The organism is Leisingera aquaemixtae (assembly GCF_019801145.1).
Classification (GTDB): Bacteria; Pseudomonadota; Alphaproteobacteria; order Rhodobacterales; family Rhodobacteraceae; genus Leisingera; species Leisingera aquaemixtae_A.
In genome coordinates this window covers 79,261-97,230 of record NZ_JAHVJQ010000001.1, presented here as the reverse complement: position 1 = coordinate 97,230, position 17,970 = coordinate 79,261, and the positions used below count along the sequence as shown (strand labels likewise).

The following is a 17,970-nucleotide window of genomic DNA, read 5'->3' as shown; positions in this document are numbered from 1 at the left end:
AATGGCCTCCTTTCCGGCGGGGGACAGCATCTTCAAAAGCCTGCCCAGCGGCGCCGCGCACAGAACGCACGTTCCGCATACAGGGTGTTTCCCAAAAAAAATTGCCCGGGGAAATTATGTATGCCAGCATCCCCTCAGGCGCCAAAGGCACCGCAGAGCAACCGGCGCCCGGTATTTAGGGAGGATTTGACGATGAACTTGCGGCCTGACCCAACATTTCACGCAACACCCAAGCTTGCCATGGAAGCACCGGCGGAAAAGCTGGCCTTCACCTTGATGCTGAGCCCCGATTTTTCCCAGCCCGACGGGCTGGCGGTGGTGGATGTCGACCCGGAGTCGGACACCTACGGCCAGATCGTGCACCAGCTGATCATGCCCAACAAGGGCGATGAGTTTCATCATTTCGGCTGGAACGCCTGCTCCTCCTCCCTGTCGCCCTTGTCGGGCCATGCGTTTCTGGAGCGGCGCTACCTGATCATTCCCGGCATCCGCTCCAGCCGGATCTACGTGGTGGACGTGAAGGAGCCGCTGAAGGCCAAGATCCACAAGATCATCGAACCGGAGGAGGTCTTTGCCAAGACCGGCTATTCGCGCCCGCACACCATCCATTGCGGCCCCGAGGGGATTTATGTCTCCACCCTGGGCGGCGGCGGCAAAGACGGCACCGACGGGCCGCCGGGCATTTTCATCATGGATTGCGAGACCTTCGAGATCCTGGGCCGCTATGAGATGGACCGCGGCAAGCAGGACAAGCACTATGATTTCTGGTGGAACCTGCCGCGCGACTACATGGTGAGTTCGGAGTGGGCGCTGCCGCCGCAGTTCGAGAACGGCATCGTGGCGGAGGACCTGCTGAGCAACAAATACGGCCATTCGATCCATTTCTGGAACCTGCGCCAGCGCAAGAACGTGCAGACCATCGACCTGGGTGAAAACCACCAGATGGCGCTGGAAATCCGCCCCGCGCATGATCCCTCGCGCGATTACGGGTTCTGCGGCGTGGTGGTGGACACCACCAACCTGCAAGGCTCGATCTTCACCTGGTGGCAGAAGGACGACGGCACCTTTGATGCCAAGAAGACCATCACCATCGACCCGCGCCCGGAAAAGGCCGAAAACCTGCCGCCGTTGCTGCAGGGGTTCGAGGCGGTGCCGCCCCTGGTCACCGACATCGACCTGAGCCTGGACGACAAATACCTCTATGTGGCCTGCTGGGGGCTGGGCGAGATGCATCAGTACGACGTCTCCGACCCGATGAGCCCGAAGCTGGCCGGCAAGGTCGAGCTTGGCGGCATCGCGCGCGGCGCCAAGCACCCGAACGGCAAGGATTTTGCCTATGGCCCGCAGATGGTGGAGATCAGCCGCGACGGCAAGCGGGTCTATTGGACCAACTCGCTTTATTCCACCTGGGACGACCAGTTCTACCCGGACAGCGGCGGCGGCCAGATGGTGATGGCCAACGTCGGCGAAAACGGCGGGCTTGAGCTGGACAAGGACTTCTATGTCGAATTCCCCGAGGGCTACCGCAGCCACCAGATCCGGCTGGAAGGCGGCGACTGCTCCACCGACAGCTTCTGCTACCCCTCCGTCTGACGCGTGGCAGAGATCAGCACGGCGGCGGCCCTTTGGGGGGCCGTTGCGCTTTCGGGCGTGTATCACGGCGTGAACCCCGGCATGGGCTGGCCGCTGGCGGTCTCGGCGGCGCTGATGGACCGGTCGCAGGGCAGCCTGTGGCGGGCGCTGGCCGCGCTGGCGGCGGGGCATCTGCTGGCAATGGCGGCGGTGCTGTTTCCGTTCTCGATGCTGCTGGTGCTGGCCGAATGGCAGCGCGAGATCCAGATTGGCGCTGCCTGCCTGGTGATAGCGCTGGGGCTCTATCTGCTGTGGAACCGCCGCCACCCGCGCATGCTGGCGCGGGTGCCGCCGTCGCGGCTGGCGCTGTGGTCGTTCCTGGCGGCGATGGCGCATGGCGCCGGCCTGATGCTGGTGCCGATCTATCTGGGGATATGCGCCACGGTGGAAACAGATGCCGGACACGCTGCCGCCGGGACGCTGATGACCGGCAGCGCGGGCATCGCCGCGCTGGTCGCGCTGGCGCATACCCTGGCGATGGCGCTCGCGGGCGGTGCCATGGCCTTTGGCGTCTATCACTGGCTGGGGCTGAAGTTCCTGTCCCGCGGCTGGTTCAACCTGGATCTGGTCTGGGCGCTGAGCCTGGTCCTGGTCGGGGCGGTGTCGCTGCTGACGCTGCATTGATGCCGGCGGCCTGTCCCGCCCGCGCATTCGCCAAACCGCCCCTATTGCCGCAGCGCAGAAGGGAAATGTGATCCTTTGATGACAGCAGCGGCGAAAGCCTCTATGTGAGGGCGCGAACAGGAAACGGATTCGGAGCCACACCGCCTTGCCGCTGCTGCAGACGCTGCCCGCCTGCCCTTGTGGACCTGACCTGATGCGCGCGGCGCCGGGGCACAGGGCTGCAACCGGCCATCAGGCTCCGGACGCATGGCCGGCAGGGACCTTTGGCGCGGCCGGATTGGCGCAGGCACGGAAAAATGCGCTAGACTGCCGCCAGCACCGCTTCCATCAGCCATCGAACAGCAAAGCCTAATCGGGATTGGAGCCAGCCAATGTGCGGGATTTTGGGGATCGCAAGCCGGGACACGGAAGTCTTTGCGGAGATATATGACGGGCTTCTGATGCTGCAGCACCGCGGCCAGGACGCCTCGGGCATCGTGACCTACACCGGCGAGTTCTTCCGCGAGCGCAAGGCAAACGGGCTGGTCAAGGATGTGTTCGGGCCGTCGGACGCGGAAACCCTGACCGGACGCGTCGGCATGGGCCATGTGCGCTACCCCACCGCGGGCTCCCTCAGCGCCGCAGAGGCGCAGCCGTTTTTCGTGAACGCGCCTTACGGCATCTACCTGGTCCACAACGGCAATATCACCAACACAGCCGAGCAGCGCGAGAAAGTGACCGGCAAGTACAGCCGCCACTTGCGCACCACCTCCGATTCCGAAATCCTGCTGAATGTCTTGGCCGACAAGGTCGCCGATGCGATCAAGGTCAATGGCAACGCCGAGCCGATCCGCAACATCTTTGCCGGCGTCAAGATGACCATGGAGCGGGTTCAGGGCGCCTATTCGGTGCTGTGCATGATTGCCGGTGTCGGTATGCTGGCCTTCCGCGACCCGCATGGCATCCGGCCCTTGTCGCTGGGCAAGCGCCCCGCGCAAGGCGAAGGCGATGATTACTGCATTGCGTCTGAGGACGTGGCGTTCGGCATCAACGGGTTCGAGAAGGTCCGCGATGTGAAGGCCGGCGAGGCGGTGCTGATCGACCTCGACGGCAACCTGCATACCTTCCAGGCGGTCGAGGGCAAGCTGACCCCCTGCATCTTTGAATATGTCTACCTGGCGCGCCCGGACTCGATGATGGACGGCGTCTCGGTCTACAAAACCCAGCTGCGCATGGGCCAGGCGCTGGCCAAGCAGATCCAGGAGTCAGGGCTGGAAATCGACAGCATCATCCCGGTGCCTGATTCGGCCCGCCCCGTGGCGCTGGAAGTCGCCAACTCCACCGGCATCCGCTACCGCGAGGGGCTGGTGAAGAACCGCTACGTGGGCCGCACCTTCATCATGCCCGGCCAGGCGGAGCGGCAGAAATCGGTGCGCCGCAAGCTCAACGCGATCCCGCTGGAGTTCAAGGACCGCAACGTGCTGCTGATTGACGATTCGATCGTGCGCGGCAACACCATCAAGAAGATCGTGCAGATGTGCCGCGAGGCCGGCGCCAAGAAGGTCTATATCGCCTCTGCCTCGCCGCCGGTCGTGTACCCGAACGTCTATGGCATCGACATGCCGACCAAGCATGAGCTGATCGCAAACGGCCTCAGCATCGAGGAAATCCGCCAGGAGCTGGGCGCGGATGCGCTGTTCTACCAGAAGCTCGAGGACCTGATCTGGGCGGCGCAGGAAGGCAACCCGGACATCCAGGGCTTCGACTGCTCCTGCTTTGACGGCAACTACATCACCGGCGTCACCGAGGAGTATCTGGCGGCGCTGGAAGGCAGCAGCCGCGTCAGCGCCAAGATCAAGGACATGCCGGCGCCCGGCGCCTCCTGGAACGCGTCCAAGCTGGCCACTGGCTGAGACACCCCGCCAACAGGGGTTTGAACTTCCGGCCGCATCCGCGTATGAGGGCCTGGAATTCTGCATGGGGAGGCGCTGGCCGTGACGGCCCGCGCCTTTTCCTATGATCCTGACGAAAGGCCGCCCCTTGGACGCGCATCTTGCCCGCATGCTGACCTCTCCGCGCCAGTGCCGCTGCTGCGGCGCAACTTTCGCGCAATTGCTCAGCCTCAGCTGCGACCGGCCCGACATCTGCGCCGAGGATATGGAGGTGGAGGACAACTCTGCCGTGCTGGCCACCCGCGGCGACATCCTGACCGAGGATTTCTGCCGCCTTGGCGATCTGCGCTTTGTCCGCGCGGTGCTGGCGATACCGCTGTCCGGCACCCGCGGCGAGGAGTTCATCCTGGGAACCTGGGCCAGCCTCAGCCGCGATGATTTCGACGCCTATCTCGACCTCTTCGAGATGCGCGAGACCGAAAGCCTGGGCGACCGCCCGGCCTGGCTGGCCAATGCCATCCCGCCGGATATGCCGATGCCTGCAGGCTGCATGCTGGAAATGCGCCCGGGCGGCCAGTACCCGGAGCTGAAGGTGACCGAACAGAACCACCCGCTCTATCCGCTGCAAAAGGACGGTGCCGCGCTGGAGGAGCTGCTGGAGCTGCTCTATGCCTACGGCCACGACCTGCCGTCACTGGTGTTTGACGCCTGATTCAAGGGCTGCGCGGCCCGGCATTTGGCCGCGCCCGCTGGTTTCGGCGCTGTTCCTCTCATTTTCCGCCCCTGCCCCGCGGCTTTCCGCCGAGGCCCGTCGGCGCAGCATTGCCCCGCTTGATGCGCCCGTCCCGGCACGCCAGATACGCCCGGATCGACGAAGGACGGAAAACATGGCGAATGAACAGACCTCCGCCAAGGTTGCGGGGCTTGCAACACAGACCAACGCGGTGAACCGCAGCAACCTGAGCCTGCTGGGCCTCTACGGGCCTGAGAACAGCATGACCGCGCTGATCCGCCTGCCCTCGGGCCGGACCCGCGCCGTCACCCGCGGCACCCGCCTGTCGCAGGGCCAGGTCGTCGCCATCGACGCCCATGGGCTGGTGCTGAACCAGCGCGGCGAAACCAAGCGCCTGGTGATGCCGGGCAGCTGATCACGCCGCGTTCGCCGCAAATTCCTGCAACGGAATTTGCCAGGGGTTTTCGAAAATTCCCGGCCTTGCCCGCCGCCTCTTGACCTGCCCGCGCGGGCGGCCCAAGAAGGCGGCCATGACAGAAAAAATCGCTCTCATCACCGGTGCATCGCGCGGCCTGGGCTCGGCCCTGGCCGAGGCGCTTGCGCCCACCCACCACATCGTTGCCGTCGCCCGCACCACCGGCGCGCTGGAAGAGCTTGACGACCGCATCAAGGCGGTCGGCGGCTCTGCCACCCTGGCACCGATGGACATCACCGTGCCGGAGGCGATGGCGACGCTCTGCCGCGGCATCCATGACCGCTGGGGCAAGCTGGACCTGTGGCTGCACACCGCGATCCATGCCACCGCCCTGTGCCCGGCGCCGTCGGTTGCGCCCAAGGACTGGACCAAGGCCGTGGCGATCAACGCCACCGCCACTTCGGTGCTGATCCCCTATGTGGCGCCGCTCCTGGGCCAATCGGGCCGCGCGGTGTTCTTTGACGACCCCAGGGCAGGCGAGAAGTTCTATGGCACCTACGGCGCCACCAAGGCGGCGCAGATGGCGCTGGCCCGCAGCTGGCAGGCCGAGACGGAGCGCACCGGCCCGCGGGTACAGATCCTGGAGCCGAAGCCGATGGCCACGGCGCTGCGCGCCCGCTTCCACCCGGGCGAGGACCGCGATGCGCTGACCCCGATCCAGGACGAGGCCGCCCGCCTGCTGCCGCTGATCCTCGCGGACTGACGCCTGAGACCAGCGCCGCGCCGCGCTTCTGCGCGGCGCTCGGCCCAACGCTTTGGACGGCATCTTTGATGCAGGCAAAAGGGGCGGGAGCCCGCCCCGCCTGTTGCCTCCCTGCCCCGCTTTGCGGCGGATGCCGCTTCTCCTTGCGAAAACCTTGCCCCCTTCTGGCACAGGTCCTATTCAATCGAAAACCCGGTTGAAGACGGCAGGCACCCCATGCGCATTCTGATCACCAATGACGACGGCATCAGCGCCGAAGGGCTCAAGGTTCTGGACGCCATCGCCCATGAGGTTGCAGGCCCGGACGGCGAGGTTTGGACCGTGGCGCCTGCGTTCGAGCAGTCCGGCGTCGGCCATTGCATCAGCTACACCCGCCCCACCATGCTGAGCCAGCTGAGCGAGCGCCGCTTTGCCGCAGAAGGCTCGCCTGCCGACTGCGTGCTGGCCGGCATTCATGTGGCGATGCACGACCAGAAACCGGATCTGGTGCTGTCGGGGGTGAACCGCGGCAACAACTCGGCTGAAAACGCGCTCTATTCCGGCACCCTGGGCGGCGCGATGGAGGCGGCGCTGCAGGGCATCCCGGCGATGGCGCTGTCGCAGTATTACGGCCCCGCCAACCGCGAGACCGAAAATCCGTTTGAAGCCGCCGCGGTGCACGGCGCGGCGCTGGTCAATAGGATCCTGGCCGCGCAGCCGCAGGAAAACCAGGATTACCGGCTGTTTTACAATATCAACTTCCCGCCGGTGCCGGCGGCGGATGTGAAGGGCGCCCGCGTCGCACCCCAGGGCTTCCGGCGCGGCACCCATTTCTCGGCTGAGGAGCAGCTGTCGCCGACCGGCCGCCGCTATTTGTGGATCCGCGGCGGCAACCAGCATGTGGAGACCACCCCCGGCTCCGACGCGGCGGTGAACCTCGACGGCTATATCTCCGTCACCCCGATGCGCGCCGATCTGACCGCCCAGGACGCGATGGACGCGCTGAAGGCGATTGAGGGCACCGGCGCATGAGCGGGCCCGACGCGCAAACCAAGATGCAGTTCGTCTACTCCGTGCGCTCGCGCGGGGTGACCGACCAAAAGGTGCTGGAGGCGATCGAGGAGATCGACCGCGGGCTGTTCGTGCGCGGCATCTTCTCGGAACGCGCCTATGAGGACGTGCCGCTGCCGATTGCCTGCGGCCAGACCATCTCGCAGCCTTCTGTGGTGGGCATGATGACCCAGGCGCTGCAGATTTCCCCCCGCGACACGGTGCTGGAGGTCGGCACGGGCTCCGGCTACCAGGCGGCGATCCTGTCGAAACTGGCGCGCCGGGTCTATACAATCGACCGCCATGCCCGGCTGGTGCGCGAGGCGCGGGCCGTGTTCGAGCAGCTGCAGCTTGCCAATGTGACCTCGCTGGTGGGCGACGGCAGCCACGGCCTCAGCGAGCAGGCGCCTTTTGACCGCATCATCGTGACGGCCGCCGCCGAGGACCCGCCGGGCCCGCTCTTGGCGCAGCTCAAGACCGGCGGCGTCATGGTGCTGCCGGTGGGCCAGTCGGACCACGTCCAGACCCTGATCCGGGTGCGCAAGACGGAAGACGGGCTGGAGTATGACGAGCTGCGCCCGGTGCGGTTCGTGCCCCTGCTTGAGGGTCTGGGGAAAGACACGTAAACTGGCGGCGGATTTCAGCGCATGCGCAAACCGCATGGGCTATAGTGATTGACGCGAGAGAATCCCCGGGAAAAAGGGGAACCGTGTTTTGAGGAGAGCGAAATGACCCGGACCCCCCACTCCCGGACCGCATTCCGCGGGCTGCCCCGCGCACGGCTGCTGGCGCTGCTGCCGCTGGCCGGGGTGCTGGCCGCCTGCCAGGGCCCGCTGGACTATGACCTGCGCGGCCAGCTTGGCGCCTTCAACACAACCAGCGCGGCGCAGGCTGCCACCGCCAGCCGCCCGTCCCCGGATGGCCGCGGGCTGATCACCTACCCCTCCTATCAGGTGGCGGTGGCCCAGCGCGGCGACACGGTTGCGGATGTGGCCGCCCGCATCGGCCTGCCGCCGGAGGAAGTCGCCCGCTTCAACGGCATGCAGACCGGCGACAAGATGCGCCAGGGCGAAGTGCTGGCGCTGCCGCGGCGCGCGCCCGGCAGCCTGCCGGGAGGCGGCACCCCCGGATCGGTGGATATCGCCACCCTGGCGGGCCAGGCCATCGACACTGCGCCGCTGACCTCCCCCAACCCGGGATCGGTGACCACCACAGAAATCCAGCCCGCTCCCAAGCCGCAGCCCGCCAATGTGCAGGCCGGGCCGGAACCGGTGCGCCACAAGGTAAAGCGCGGCGAAACCGCCTATACCATCTCGCGGCTTTACCAGGTGCCGGTGAAATCGCTGGCGGAATGGAACGGCCTGGGCAGCGATTTCGCGGTGCGCGAAGGCCAGTTCCTGCTGATCCCGCTGAAGGAGGAACCGGCGGCACAGCTGGCCCCGGCGGCAGCGCCTGTGGCGGTGACCGTGCCGGGCGCAGGCAGCCAGACGCCGGTGCCGCCCAGCGCCAGCAAGCCGCTGCCGGAAGAACAGGTCACGCCGGCCGCGGTCAAGCCCGCGGCTGAGAGCCTGCCCAAGCCGGCGCTGCCGGAACCCACCCGCGCCAGCAGCGCGGCGATGGAGTATCCGGTGCAGGGTAAGATCATCAAGACCTACGCCAAGGGCCGCAATGACGGCATCGACATCGCCGCCGCTGCCGGCGCGCCGGTGATCGCCGCCGAGGCGGGCACCGTCGCCGCGATCACCAAGGATTCCAACAACGTGCCGATCGTGGTGATCCGCCACAGCCAGAAGCTGCTGACGGTCTACCAGAACGTTGACAACATCACCGTCAACAAGGGCGACAGCGTGGCCCGCGGCCAGCGCATCGCTTCGCTCCGCGGCGGCGACGACGCTTATGTGCATTTCGAAGTGCGCGACGGGTTCGAGAGCATCGACCCGCTGACCTACCTGAACTGACGGCGGCAAGGACCTGTTAACAAACAAAAGCCCGGCCTCTCGGCCGGGTTTTCTTGTTTTGATTTTTGCCCTGCGCGCAAGCAGGCCAATGCCGCCGGGTCAGCGCAATGCCACCCCATGCCGCCCGGCCAGATCGGTGAAAAACTGCCACGCGACCCGGCCCGAGCGGGCGCCGCGGGTGGCCTGCCATTCGACCGCCTCGGCGCGCAGGTCCTCTGCGTCCACCTCGACGCCATAGGCCGCGCAGTAACCCTCGATCATCGCCAGATACTCGTCCTGATCACAGGGGTGGAAGCCCAGCCACAACCCGAACCGGTCACTGAGTGACACCTTCTCCTCCACCGCCTCCGACGGGTTGATGGCGCTGGAGCGCTCGTTCTCGATCATGTCCCGCGGCATCAGGTGGCGGCGGTTCGAGGTGGCGTAGAACACCACGTTTTCCGGCCGCCCCTCGATGCCGCCGTCCAGCACCGCCTTGAGGCTCTTGTAGTGCTGGTCGTCATGGCTGAAGGACAGGTCGTCGCAGAACAGGATGAACCGGTGTTCAGAGCCGCGCAGGTGCCCCAGCAGCCGCGCGACCGAGGGCAGATCCTCGCGCTGCAGCTCCACCAGTTTCAACTGCGGGTGGTCCCCTGCCAGCGCCCCGTGCACGGCTTTCACCAGGCTGGATTTCCCCATCCCCCGCGCGCCCCACAGCAACGCGTTGTTGGCGGCAAAGCCTTGGGCAAACCGCCGGGTGTTCTCCAAGAGCGTATCGCGGGAGCGGTTGATACCGACCAGCAGGTTCAGATCAACCCGGTTCACCGCCTCCACCGGCTCCAGCCGCTCCGGCCCCACATGCCAGACAAAGGCGGCGGCCGCGTTGAAATCGGGGGTTTCCAGCGGCGCGGGCGACATCCGCTCCAGCGCCTCGGCAATGCGGGTCAATGCGATCTGGTCCATGGGGTGCCTCCCTTCGTCATCGGGCCGTCTTTGCCGGATTTCAAAGCATGTTCCGGCAAGGGCGGCAAGGGGAAGCCGACCCCTGTTCTGCAGCGTGCCTTAAGTATACCCTGTCCCTATGGACGCCATGGACGCTCTCTCCCGCTGGATGATGACCGAAGGCCGCCGCTGCGGCGATCCGGTCAAAGTTGTCTCGTACTTTTGCACAACGCTAATCGAGGCCGGCGTGCCGCTGTGGCGGGTCAACATCGGGCAACGGTTTGCAAACCCGCTGCTGATTGCCTGGGGCGTTGTCTGGACGCCGGAGAGCACGGAGAGTTACGACGTCACCCATGATGTGATGCTGACGGACAGCTATGTCGGCAGCTCCTTTGAGTACATTCTGGCCCACCGCCGCCCGCTGCACAAAAGCCTGCGCGGCCTAGACCCTGAGGCCGATCACATTTCCTATCATGAGTTCGCGGAGGCTGGCGGCACCGACTACTATGCCACGCTCTTGTATTACGGCGACAAGTCTATGCACGGCTGCACCTTTGTCACTCAGGCTGACAGCGGCTTCACGGCGGAGAACCTGGCGATGATCGAGGCCTCCCTGCCCGGCCTCTCCTGCGCCCTGGAACCCGTCACCATGCGCAAGTCCTCGCGCAGCCTGCTGCGGACCTATCTCGGCGATGGGCCGTCGGACGCGGTCTGGAATGGTTCCATCAAGCGCGGCGAGCGCACGGCGCTGGACGCTGTTGTCATGTTCACCGATCTGCGCGGCTTCACGGCCCTCTCGGACAGTGACAGCGAAGAGGACGTGTTCGACGCTCTGAACACCTATTTCGACGTGGTGGTGCAGGCGGTTGAGGACGCGGGCGGTGACGTGCTGAAGTTCATGGGCGACGGCATTCTCTCTATCTTCCCCGCCGCTGACGGGCACAGCCGGACAGACCAGTGCAAACAGGCCGCAAAGGCCGCGCAAACGGCGCTCGCTGGGCTTGCCGCGGTGAACGGCTCACGCACGGAAGCAGGCAAACCGCCTCTGGAAATCGGTATCGGCTTAAACGCGGGCCGCGTCAGCTATGGTAATATCGGCAGCCCCGGCAGGCTGGATTTCACCGTGCTCGGCGCTGCAGTGAACCTGGCGAGCCGGATCGAAGGCCTGACGAAATCCACCGGGCATCCCGTTCTGGCATCTGCCTCTGTCGCCGCGGCTGCGCCCGATTTGTTTGCCAGCTGCGGGCACCACGGCGTGCGCGGGATTTCCGATCCGGTAGAGGTATTCTTCCTGCACGGGCCTGCCATATAAAAAGGCGCGCCGAAACCGGCACGCCATAGTGGTTTCGGAACTCTCCAGTCCGCCCTTGCCGCCTCAGTCCGCCGCGAAACAGTAGAAATAACCGTTGCCGCCGGTGGAGCGCAGGTTGTCAGCGCTGCAGCCGCGCGAATTATGCGCCGCGTTCCACGATGTGTTGCCGCCGCCGTGGCGGTCATGGTGGCCGACAGTGGCGGAACCTTCGCCGTTAGAGGTCCAGTTCGAACAGGTCTTGTCTCCCTCCTGCCAGGGGAAATAGGCGGTTCCGTCAGCCTGGGTGCCGGTCAGGATGTCATGCTCGTTGACATCGTCGCCGCGGCCCTTGATCCGGTTTCCGTTCTCGTCGACCGCGGTCCGCAGATACAGGTTGGGCATGATGTGCAGCTGGTCCAGATCCACCGCGATCAACTCGCCGTTGGCGTTGTACCAGGGGCCGGTGCCGATGCGCGAGCGGGCGGAGATGCCGCGCTTGCCTTCTTCCTGGGTGCTGAGGTAGGCGCGCCAGGTCCGCCCGGTGGAGCCCGCGGCCTCTGCCAGGCTGGCGCAATGGGCGTCCGCCCCTTCCAGCCCGCCAAGATTGCCGCCGTCGCCAAGGCCGACGGAGGTGACAAAGAACCCCATCGGCGGATCTACCGCCATCGACGCGGAAGCCAGCGCGCAGGCCGCGGTGCAGGTCAGGGCTGCGAGAAACTTGTTCATGGAAACCTCCCATTCTCCAGGACTGGCCGCAGGATGCCGCATGGGGCGGCGCAAGGATACGCTGGCGGGCGGGGTTTCACGAAAGATTGTTGGGGGGACCGGTTCGGCGGCTTGGCGTTTCGCTGATGCGGGCGGCGACTGAATACGCTGAAGCCCCAGAGGAAAACTGAGCGCGACCCAGCTGCCATACTCCCCCCTTGCCCGCATGCCTCACCTGATGCAGACTTGTATGCGGAGGAGGGATGTCTGTTTTCCGCTGGGTCCGCTGGCAAACGGACCAGCTCGGTGCCATGCTTTGGGAGGAGTGTGTCATGACATCCAAGACTGCAGGTTCTACACCGCCGGGCAAGCTGACGCCGCAGCCGCAGGCCATGCCCAAGGTCAACAAGGTGACTGCGGATGATATCACCGCGTCGCTGAAGGCCGGATTTTCCGACTTTCTGGCCCGCCCCCTCATGAGCGGCTTCTTCGGCCTGTTCTATGCGGTTTTCGGAATCCTGTTTGTTTGGATCCTGGTCTGGCTCGGCAAGATCTGGATGATCATTCCCGCCGCTATAGGATTTCCGCTGGTCGCGCCTTTCGCCGCCGCCGGGCTTTATGAAATGTCCCGCCGGTTGCAGAAGGGGGAGAGTTTCGGCTGGTTCGAAATCCTCACCGTCATGGCCAATCAACGCAAGCGCGAAATGGGCTGGATGGCCTTTGTTACCCTGTTCATTTTCTGGGTGTGGATGTACCAGGTCCGGCTTTGGCTGGCGATCACCCTGCAGGACGTGTCCTTCTCGGGTTTTGACGGGTTCTTGAACGCGGTATTCTTCACACCCCAAGGCTGGATCTTCCTTGCGATTGGCACCTGCGTCGGCGCCTTTCTGTCGGCTGTGCTGTTCACAGTGACCGTCGTCGCCATGCCCATGCTGCTCGACCAGGAAACCAATTTCGTTTCCGCCATGTTGACTTCCATTCGCGTGGTCACGGAAAATCCGGTGGTCATGCTTGTCTGGGCGGCAATCATTTCGGTCACCGTGCTGTTGTCGCTGGTGCCGGCGTTTCTGGGCCTGATCTTCACCCTGCCAATCCTTGGCCACACCACATGGCATCTCTATAAGCGGGCGGTGTCACCAGCGGAGGAGTGATCTGCCCCGCCATCACCGGGGGCAGCTGCGTGCTTTTTCGTCCGCAGGGTTGTGAAGCTCAATTTTCAGGCTTTCGAGGGGCAAGTCCCCGGGCGAACAGAGCTGAGCAATGGCAGCAAACAGCGGCAGGCGTATACCGCTGATCCTGAAGATGACCGGAATAACCGGGCCGAACGTTTTGACGAACCCCTCCTCCTTGCCGGTGGAAGCAGGATTGGCGCTAAATACGATTGGGTCGAGACGCCCGCCGCCGCACAGCTGACTTTGCACTCACAGACCGAAGTTATGCTGCCGCCACGCCAATAGATCAGGCCGGCTGTCTGAGCATCGGAAACAAGGGAGGTGCTTCCCCTGTTTCGATCAGCCCGATCTGCTCGAACCCAAAGCGCCGGTACAGCGTCAAGTTGGCGGGATTGGTGGATTCCAGATAGGCCGGCCTTCCGTCGGCGTCGCATTGTTCAAGCGATGCCTTCAGCAGAGCCGAACCAACGCCCTTGCCCTGGCGGGAGGGGTCGACCGCAATGAACGCCAGATGCCAGCAGGGATTCTGCGGGTGAAACTTGTCCATCTGTTCGAATGTGGCAAACAGTGCGGCGTGTTTTTCCGGGGCAACCGATTCCTCGAAGTACGCCACAAGGCTCTCCTCGTCTGGATGCACTTCCGGCGGAAGCCATAAGACGGCGGCAGTGAAGTCATCGTTCCGGTAAGCGCCACCGTGGTCAAGCGCGCGCCCGCCGAAGAAATTCATCACCCGCGGCAAATGTTTCAGGAGCGCGTGCGGCTCGGGGTACAGCCAGCGCATGAAAGGATCGGCGGAGAAGCCCACTGTCAAAGCGCTGAGCACCTCATTTTCAACAGACCGGTCGGCTTTCCGGAACATGGCAGCCCTCGTTCAACAACATGCGGTTCGCATTTCTCAGCGCAGCGCAAGCGTATCACAAGGTTGAGATTCGGTCGCCTTGCGGCTCTGAACTCTCGACCTTTCCTGCGGCAAGAAAAAAGCGCGCCCTCTCAGGCGCGCTTTTCCATTTCAAACCCTCTCAGGCCCGTCAGCCCTTGCCATCCCCGGCCTCGGCGGCCGCCGGATCATCCGGATGGGCCTCCATTTCCTCGTCGTCATAGTAGCCCTCCGCGCGCAGCTGCGCCTCGCGCTTGGCCTCTACGCGGCCGACCAGGAAGATCGAGACTTCGTACAGCCCGTAAACCACCACGAACAGGATGATCTGGGTGATCACATCCGGCGGCGTCACCAGCGCGGCCAGCACCAGGATCGCCACCACCGCGTATTTGCGGACAGAGCCCAGGCCCTCGGCGCTGACCAGACCGGCCTTGCCCATCAGCGTCAGCAGCACCGGCAGCTGGAAGCACAGGCCAAAGGCCACGATGAACTTGATGGTCAGGTTCAGGTACTCCTGAGCGGAGCCCTGGAACACCACGCTGAGACCCTGGTTCACCTCCTCGCTGGTCACCGCCTCGCCGCCAGAGCCGAACTGCTGGAAGCCCAGGAAGAAATCGTAGGCCAGCGGTGTCACCACATAGAAGGCAAAGCTGGCGCCCAAGAGGAACATGAAGGGCGAGGCGATCAGGAAGGGCAGGAACGCCCCCTTCTCGCTCTTGTAGAGCCCCGGTGCCACGAACCGCCACAGCTGGAAGCCGATATAGGGAAACGCCAGGATAAAGCCGCCCAGGAAGGAGATCTTGATCGCGACAAAGAAGCCCTCCTGCGGGCTGATGAAGATCAGCGCACAGTCCTGGCCGCTCTCGGCCAGCACCTGGCACAGGGGGGCGGTCAGGAAGTTGAACACCGGCGTCGCCACGGTGAAACAGATCACCATGCCGACAATGAAAGCCGCAACCGAGTGGATCAGACGGTTGCGCAGCTCGGCCAGATGCTCGATCAGCGGTGCGGTTGAGTCGTCGATCTCATCCGTCTTGCTCATGACTTGGCCTCTTCTTCCTTCGGTGCCGCAGGCTTCAGCGCCGCCTCGGCGGCCTCCGCCTTGGCCAGCGCCTCCTCGGCCTCGCGCGCCTTGCGCTCGGCTGCGGCGCGCGCTGTCGACGCCTGGATCTTCTTGGCGTCCTCGGCGCGCTCAGCCGCCAGCTTGCCGGTCTCGCTATCGGGGTCGTATTTGGTGGGGTCGATCGACTTGGCCATGTCCTGCGCGGCCTGCTTGACCCCGTCCATGGCGGTGCCGACGGGATTGGTTGCAGCTTTCAGCCCCTTGGCGACCTCATTGACCCCGGCCTCATCCGCCGCGTCATGCATCGCCCGGCTGAACTCGCGCGCCATCCCCTTGGCCTTGCCGACGAACCGCCCGATGTTACGGAACAGAACCGGCAGGTCCTTGGGGCCGACGACGATCAGCGCGACAACGCCGATGACCAGCAGTTCGGTCCACCCAAGATCGAACATCCGCGCTTACGCCTTGTCTTTCTCGGCCTCGGGGGTCACGTCCTTGGCCGCATCCGCGGCATCCTGCTCCAGCTCCTTGGTGCCTTCGTTGATGCCCTTCTTGAACGAGGTGATGCCCTTGCCGACCTCACCCATCAGCGAGGAAATCTTGCCGCGGCCGAACAGGACCAGAACCACGACGGCGATGAGCAGCAGGCCAGGCAGGCCGATATTGTTGAGCATGTGAGTCTCTCCTTACTTGATCCGGCGCGGATTGCGGGCGCCGGTGGAATTGTTCGCTACGGGTTTAGCGCGCGGCCCGCCTTGAGCGAAAGCAACTCCGTCTTCCAGAATGCTCCGCAAGGGGCGGTTTCCGCATTTTTTTACAGATGGCTTGCATCCAACTGACAGGTTTATGTCAGTTGCAAGGCGGTAAATCCAGCCCATCACAGCACATTAGGAGAAACGTGATGAGCAAACATGTCGCCGAAATCGTGACTTTCAAACTGGCCGAGGGCGTGAGTCCGGCGGATTTCACTGCCCTGATGCAGCGCACCGAAGGGTTCGTGCGCGCCCAGGACGGCTTTGTCACCCGCCAGCTGAGCCAGGGCGAGGACGGCAAGTGGACCGACTACGTTGTGTGGAAGGACATGGCCACGGCGCAAAAGGTGGCGCAGGAGTTCATGCAGCAGGATTTCGCGCCGGAGGTGGTGGCGGCCCTTGCGCCGGACAGCGCCAGCATGCGCCACGAAGAGGTGCTGTGGCAGATGGCGCCTTAATCACCGGGGGCTGCGCCTGGGGGCCACAGGAATTGCAGGCTGCGCCTGCGGGCCGGGCGCAGCCCTTGACCTCCCCCTTTCCCCGCGCGAAGGCTAGGCCCATGCGCCGCACCGACCGCCTTTTCGAAATCATCCAGATCCTGCGCGACGGGAAGCTGCACCGCGCCCAGGACATCGCCGAACGGCTGGAGGTGTCCACCCGCACCATCTACCGCGACATGGACACGCTGGTGGCGTCCGGCGTGCCGGTGGAGGGAGAACGCGGCGTCGGCTACATGGTGCGCGAGCAGATCAGCCTGCCGCCGCTGACATTGACGCCGGAGGAGCTGGAGGCGCTGAACCTCGGCATGGCCATTGTGGCTGAGGCCGCCGATCCGGACCTGAAGGCCGCCGCCCTGTCGCTGGCCGCCAAGGTGGACGCAGTGCTGCCGGAGCAGACCATCGCCGAGGCCGATGCCTGGAAGTTCGCAGTCTACCCGTTCTCGGACGCGGCCCGCGCCCTCGCGCACATGCCTGCGCTCCGCGCCGCCATCAAGGCGCGGCAGAAACTGCAGCTGAGCTACCGGCGCATCGACGGCACTTTGACAGAGCGGAAAATCCGCCCGCTTCACATGGAATACTGGGGCCGGGTCTGGACCCTCACCGCCTGGTGCGAGACCCGCGGGGATTTCCGGGTGTTTCGGGTCGACCTGATCGAGGACGCCTCTGCCCTGCCCGAGCTGTTCGTGGACGAGCCCGGCAAGCGGCTGCAGGACTACGACCCGCACGGCTCCTAAGATCCTTTATTCATCTGGCTGAAAATATCCCGGGGGTGGCCCACAGGGCCGGGGCCAGAGCCCCCTACCCGAGTTCGAAACTCGTCACGCCAAAGATCAGATCCGTCTCCAGCTGCGGCGCAAGCCCGCGGTACATCCGGGCGGTCTCGAACACCGGTTCCAGCCCCAGCGCGCGCGCCACGTCAACCGCCGCGGCATGGGGCTCCGGCGCATCCAGGAACACCTCCTGCCCGGGTGGCAGCTCCTGCAGCAGCCGCGCCAGAACCGCCTCGGCCGCCGGGCGGGACACTGCAACCAGCGGCCCGATCTTGCAGCCGCTGCCGCAGGGCCGCAGGGTGCCGAAACCGGCAAGACTCCCGTCCCGGTACGCGGCAACGGAGTGATGGCCCTCTGCCCCCAGCCACTGCTGCCAGAACGCCCGGCGCGGCGCCGGAAAGACGCGGGCGTCCAGCGCTTCCAGCTCCGCCGTTGGGGCGGTCAGCACCTGCACTTCAAACCCGGTGGAAACCGCCAGCCCGGCTGACGGCACCCCGCCAAAGCGGATATTGCGATAAGCAAGCTCAAATCCGGACCGGCGGTAGTTCTCTTGCTGGTCCACCACCCCGTCAAGGCCGACAACCCGGCCCCCGGCATGCTCCAGCGCCTTTTGCCACAGGGCATAGCCATAACCCTTGCCGCGATGCTCCGGCGCCACGATGTAGAAGCCGAGGAAAGCAAATGACTGCCCGTAGTTCACCACCGAGATGCAGGCGATCATCTGCCCGTCCAGGAACCCGCCCCAGAATCCCTGCGGATCCACAGAGGCAAAACAGGCCGCATCCTGACGGCCGGGGTTCCAGCCCTCGCGCGCGGCCCAGTCCGCGGCGGTCCGGATTTCCACGGGCAGCAAGGCCCGGATCTGATAGCTGCCCTGCATCTGCACCTCCCGTT

The 17,970-nt window shown here is 65.0% G+C and carries 21 protein-coding genes; 13 read left to right on the top strand and 8 right to left on the bottom strand.

The window, feature by feature from the left end; genetic code table 11:
• Positions 1-192: 192 nt before the first annotated feature.
• From KUW17_RS00465 to KUW17_RS00425, 9 genes are all read left to right on the top strand, one after another.
• Complete coding sequence (locus KUW17_RS00465) at positions 193-1,593, top strand: selenium-binding family protein (protein ID WP_222475118.1); 1,401 nt, start codon at positions 193-195, stop codon at positions 1,591-1,593.
• Between the two features lie 3 nt (positions 1,594-1,596).
• Positions 1,597-2,256 carry a hypothetical protein gene (locus KUW17_RS00460; protein ID WP_222475117.1) on the top strand — a complete coding sequence of 220 codons (660 nt, stop codon included), beginning with the start codon at positions 1,597-1,599 and terminating at the stop codon, positions 2,254-2,256.
• A gap of 371 nt (positions 2,257-2,627) precedes the next feature.
• The gene (gene purF, locus KUW17_RS00455) at positions 2,628-4,148 is read left to right on the top strand and encodes an amidophosphoribosyltransferase (RefSeq protein ID WP_222475116.1); all 1,521 of its coding nucleotides are present in this window, start codon (positions 2,628-2,630) and stop codon (positions 4,146-4,148) included.
• Between the two features lie 103 nt (positions 4,149-4,251).
• Positions 4,252-4,839 (top strand): DUF2199 domain-containing protein, encoded by a 588-nt coding sequence (locus tag KUW17_RS00450; protein ID WP_261396888.1) that lies wholly within the window; start codon positions 4,252-4,254, stop codon positions 4,837-4,839.
• Positions 4,840-5,014: 175 nt separating this feature from the next.
• Positions 5,015-5,275, top strand: a complete 261-nt coding sequence (locus tag KUW17_RS00445) for a hypothetical protein (RefSeq protein WP_222475115.1) — start codon at positions 5,015-5,017, stop codon at positions 5,273-5,275.
• Between the two features lie 115 nt (positions 5,276-5,390).
• The gene (locus KUW17_RS00440) at positions 5,391-6,038 is read left to right on the top strand and encodes an SDR family NAD(P)-dependent oxidoreductase (protein WP_222475113.1); all 648 of its coding nucleotides are present in this window, start codon (positions 5,391-5,393) and stop codon (positions 6,036-6,038) included.
• A gap of 216 nt (positions 6,039-6,254) precedes the next feature.
• A complete protein-coding gene (surE, locus tag KUW17_RS00435) occupies positions 6,255-7,049 on the top strand; it encodes a 5'/3'-nucleotidase SurE (protein ID WP_222475111.1) in 795 nt (264 codons plus the stop codon).
• Complete coding sequence (locus KUW17_RS00430; protein WP_222475110.1) at positions 7,046-7,693, top strand: protein-L-isoaspartate(D-aspartate) O-methyltransferase; 648 nt, start codon at positions 7,046-7,048, stop codon at positions 7,691-7,693. The genes surE and KUW17_RS00430 overlap by 4 nt, the downstream gene beginning before the upstream one ends.
• 102 nt (positions 7,694-7,795) lie before the next feature.
• A complete protein-coding gene (locus KUW17_RS00425; RefSeq protein WP_222475109.1) occupies positions 7,796-9,025 on the top strand; it encodes a peptidoglycan DD-metalloendopeptidase family protein in 1,230 nt (409 codons plus the stop codon).
• Positions 9,026-9,124: 99 nt separating this feature from the next.
• Here the strand turns inward: KUW17_RS00425 and KUW17_RS00420 are convergent, their stop codons facing one another.
• Entirely contained in the window at positions 9,125-9,967 is an 843-nt protein-coding gene (locus KUW17_RS00420; RefSeq protein ID WP_222475108.1) for an ATP-binding protein, read from the bottom strand.
• A 127-nt stretch (positions 9,968-10,094) separates the two neighbouring features.
• Between KUW17_RS00420 and KUW17_RS00415 the strand changes: the two genes are divergently transcribed.
• Positions 10,095-11,258, top strand: coding sequence for an adenylate/guanylate cyclase domain-containing protein (locus tag KUW17_RS00415; RefSeq protein WP_261396887.1), 1,164 nt, complete (start codon positions 10,095-10,097; stop codon positions 11,256-11,258).
• Between the two features lie 63 nt (positions 11,259-11,321).
• On the opposite strand, the gene KUW17_RS00410 is transcribed toward KUW17_RS00415, so the two are convergent.
• Positions 11,322-11,963 carry a hypothetical protein gene (locus tag KUW17_RS00410; RefSeq protein ID WP_222475106.1) on the bottom strand — a complete coding sequence of 214 codons (642 nt, stop codon included), beginning with the start codon at positions 11,961-11,963 and terminating at the stop codon, positions 11,322-11,324.
• Between the two features lie 242 nt (positions 11,964-12,205).
• Between KUW17_RS00410 and KUW17_RS00405 the strand changes: the two genes are divergently transcribed.
• The gene (locus tag KUW17_RS00405) at positions 12,206-13,093 is read left to right on the top strand and encodes a DUF2189 domain-containing protein (protein WP_261396885.1); all 888 of its coding nucleotides are present in this window, start codon (positions 12,206-12,208) and stop codon (positions 13,091-13,093) included.
• Between the two features lie 12 nt (positions 13,094-13,105).
• On the opposite strand, the gene KUW17_RS00400 is transcribed toward KUW17_RS00405, so the two are convergent.
• The 5 genes from KUW17_RS00400 to KUW17_RS00380 form a co-directional block, all read right to left on the bottom strand.
• Entirely contained in the window at positions 13,106-13,363 is a 258-nt protein-coding gene (locus KUW17_RS00400) for a hypothetical protein (RefSeq protein WP_222475104.1), read from the bottom strand.
• Positions 13,364-13,400: 37 nt separating this feature from the next.
• Positions 13,401-13,973, bottom strand: coding sequence for a GNAT family N-acetyltransferase (locus KUW17_RS00395; protein WP_222475102.1), 573 nt, complete (start codon positions 13,971-13,973; stop codon positions 13,401-13,403).
• A 169-nt stretch (positions 13,974-14,142) separates the two neighbouring features.
• A complete protein-coding gene (gene tatC, locus KUW17_RS00390; RefSeq protein ID WP_222475100.1) occupies positions 14,143-15,033 on the bottom strand; it encodes a twin-arginine translocase subunit TatC in 891 nt (296 codons plus the stop codon).
• Positions 15,030-15,506, bottom strand: a complete 477-nt coding sequence (gene tatB, locus KUW17_RS00385; protein WP_222475098.1) for a Sec-independent protein translocase protein TatB — start codon at positions 15,504-15,506, stop codon at positions 15,030-15,032. The genes tatC and tatB overlap by 4 nt, the downstream gene beginning before the upstream one ends.
• Before the next feature lie 6 nt (positions 15,507-15,512).
• On the bottom strand, positions 15,513-15,728 hold the full coding sequence (locus KUW17_RS00380; RefSeq protein ID WP_222475096.1) for a twin-arginine translocase TatA/TatE family subunit: 216 nt from the start codon (positions 15,726-15,728) through the stop codon (positions 15,513-15,515).
• A gap of 227 nt (positions 15,729-15,955) precedes the next feature.
• On the opposite strand from KUW17_RS00380, the gene KUW17_RS00375 reads away from it, so the two are divergent.
• Together KUW17_RS00375 and KUW17_RS00370 are read left to right on the top strand one after the other, a co-directional pair.
• Entirely contained in the window at positions 15,956-16,264 is a 309-nt protein-coding gene (locus tag KUW17_RS00375; RefSeq protein ID WP_222475095.1) for a hypothetical protein, read from the top strand.
• Positions 16,265-16,365: 101 nt separating this feature from the next.
• The gene (locus KUW17_RS00370; protein WP_222475093.1) at positions 16,366-17,040 is read left to right on the top strand and encodes a helix-turn-helix transcriptional regulator; all 675 of its coding nucleotides are present in this window, start codon (positions 16,366-16,368) and stop codon (positions 17,038-17,040) included.
• Positions 17,041-17,104: 64 nt separating this feature from the next.
• Here the strand turns inward: KUW17_RS00370 and KUW17_RS00365 are convergent, their stop codons facing one another.
• Positions 17,105-17,956: a GNAT family N-acetyltransferase gene (locus KUW17_RS00365; protein ID WP_222475091.1), complete on the bottom strand. Its 852-nt coding sequence runs from the start codon at positions 17,954-17,956 to the stop codon at positions 17,105-17,107.
• Positions 17,957-17,970 lie beyond the last annotated feature (14 nt).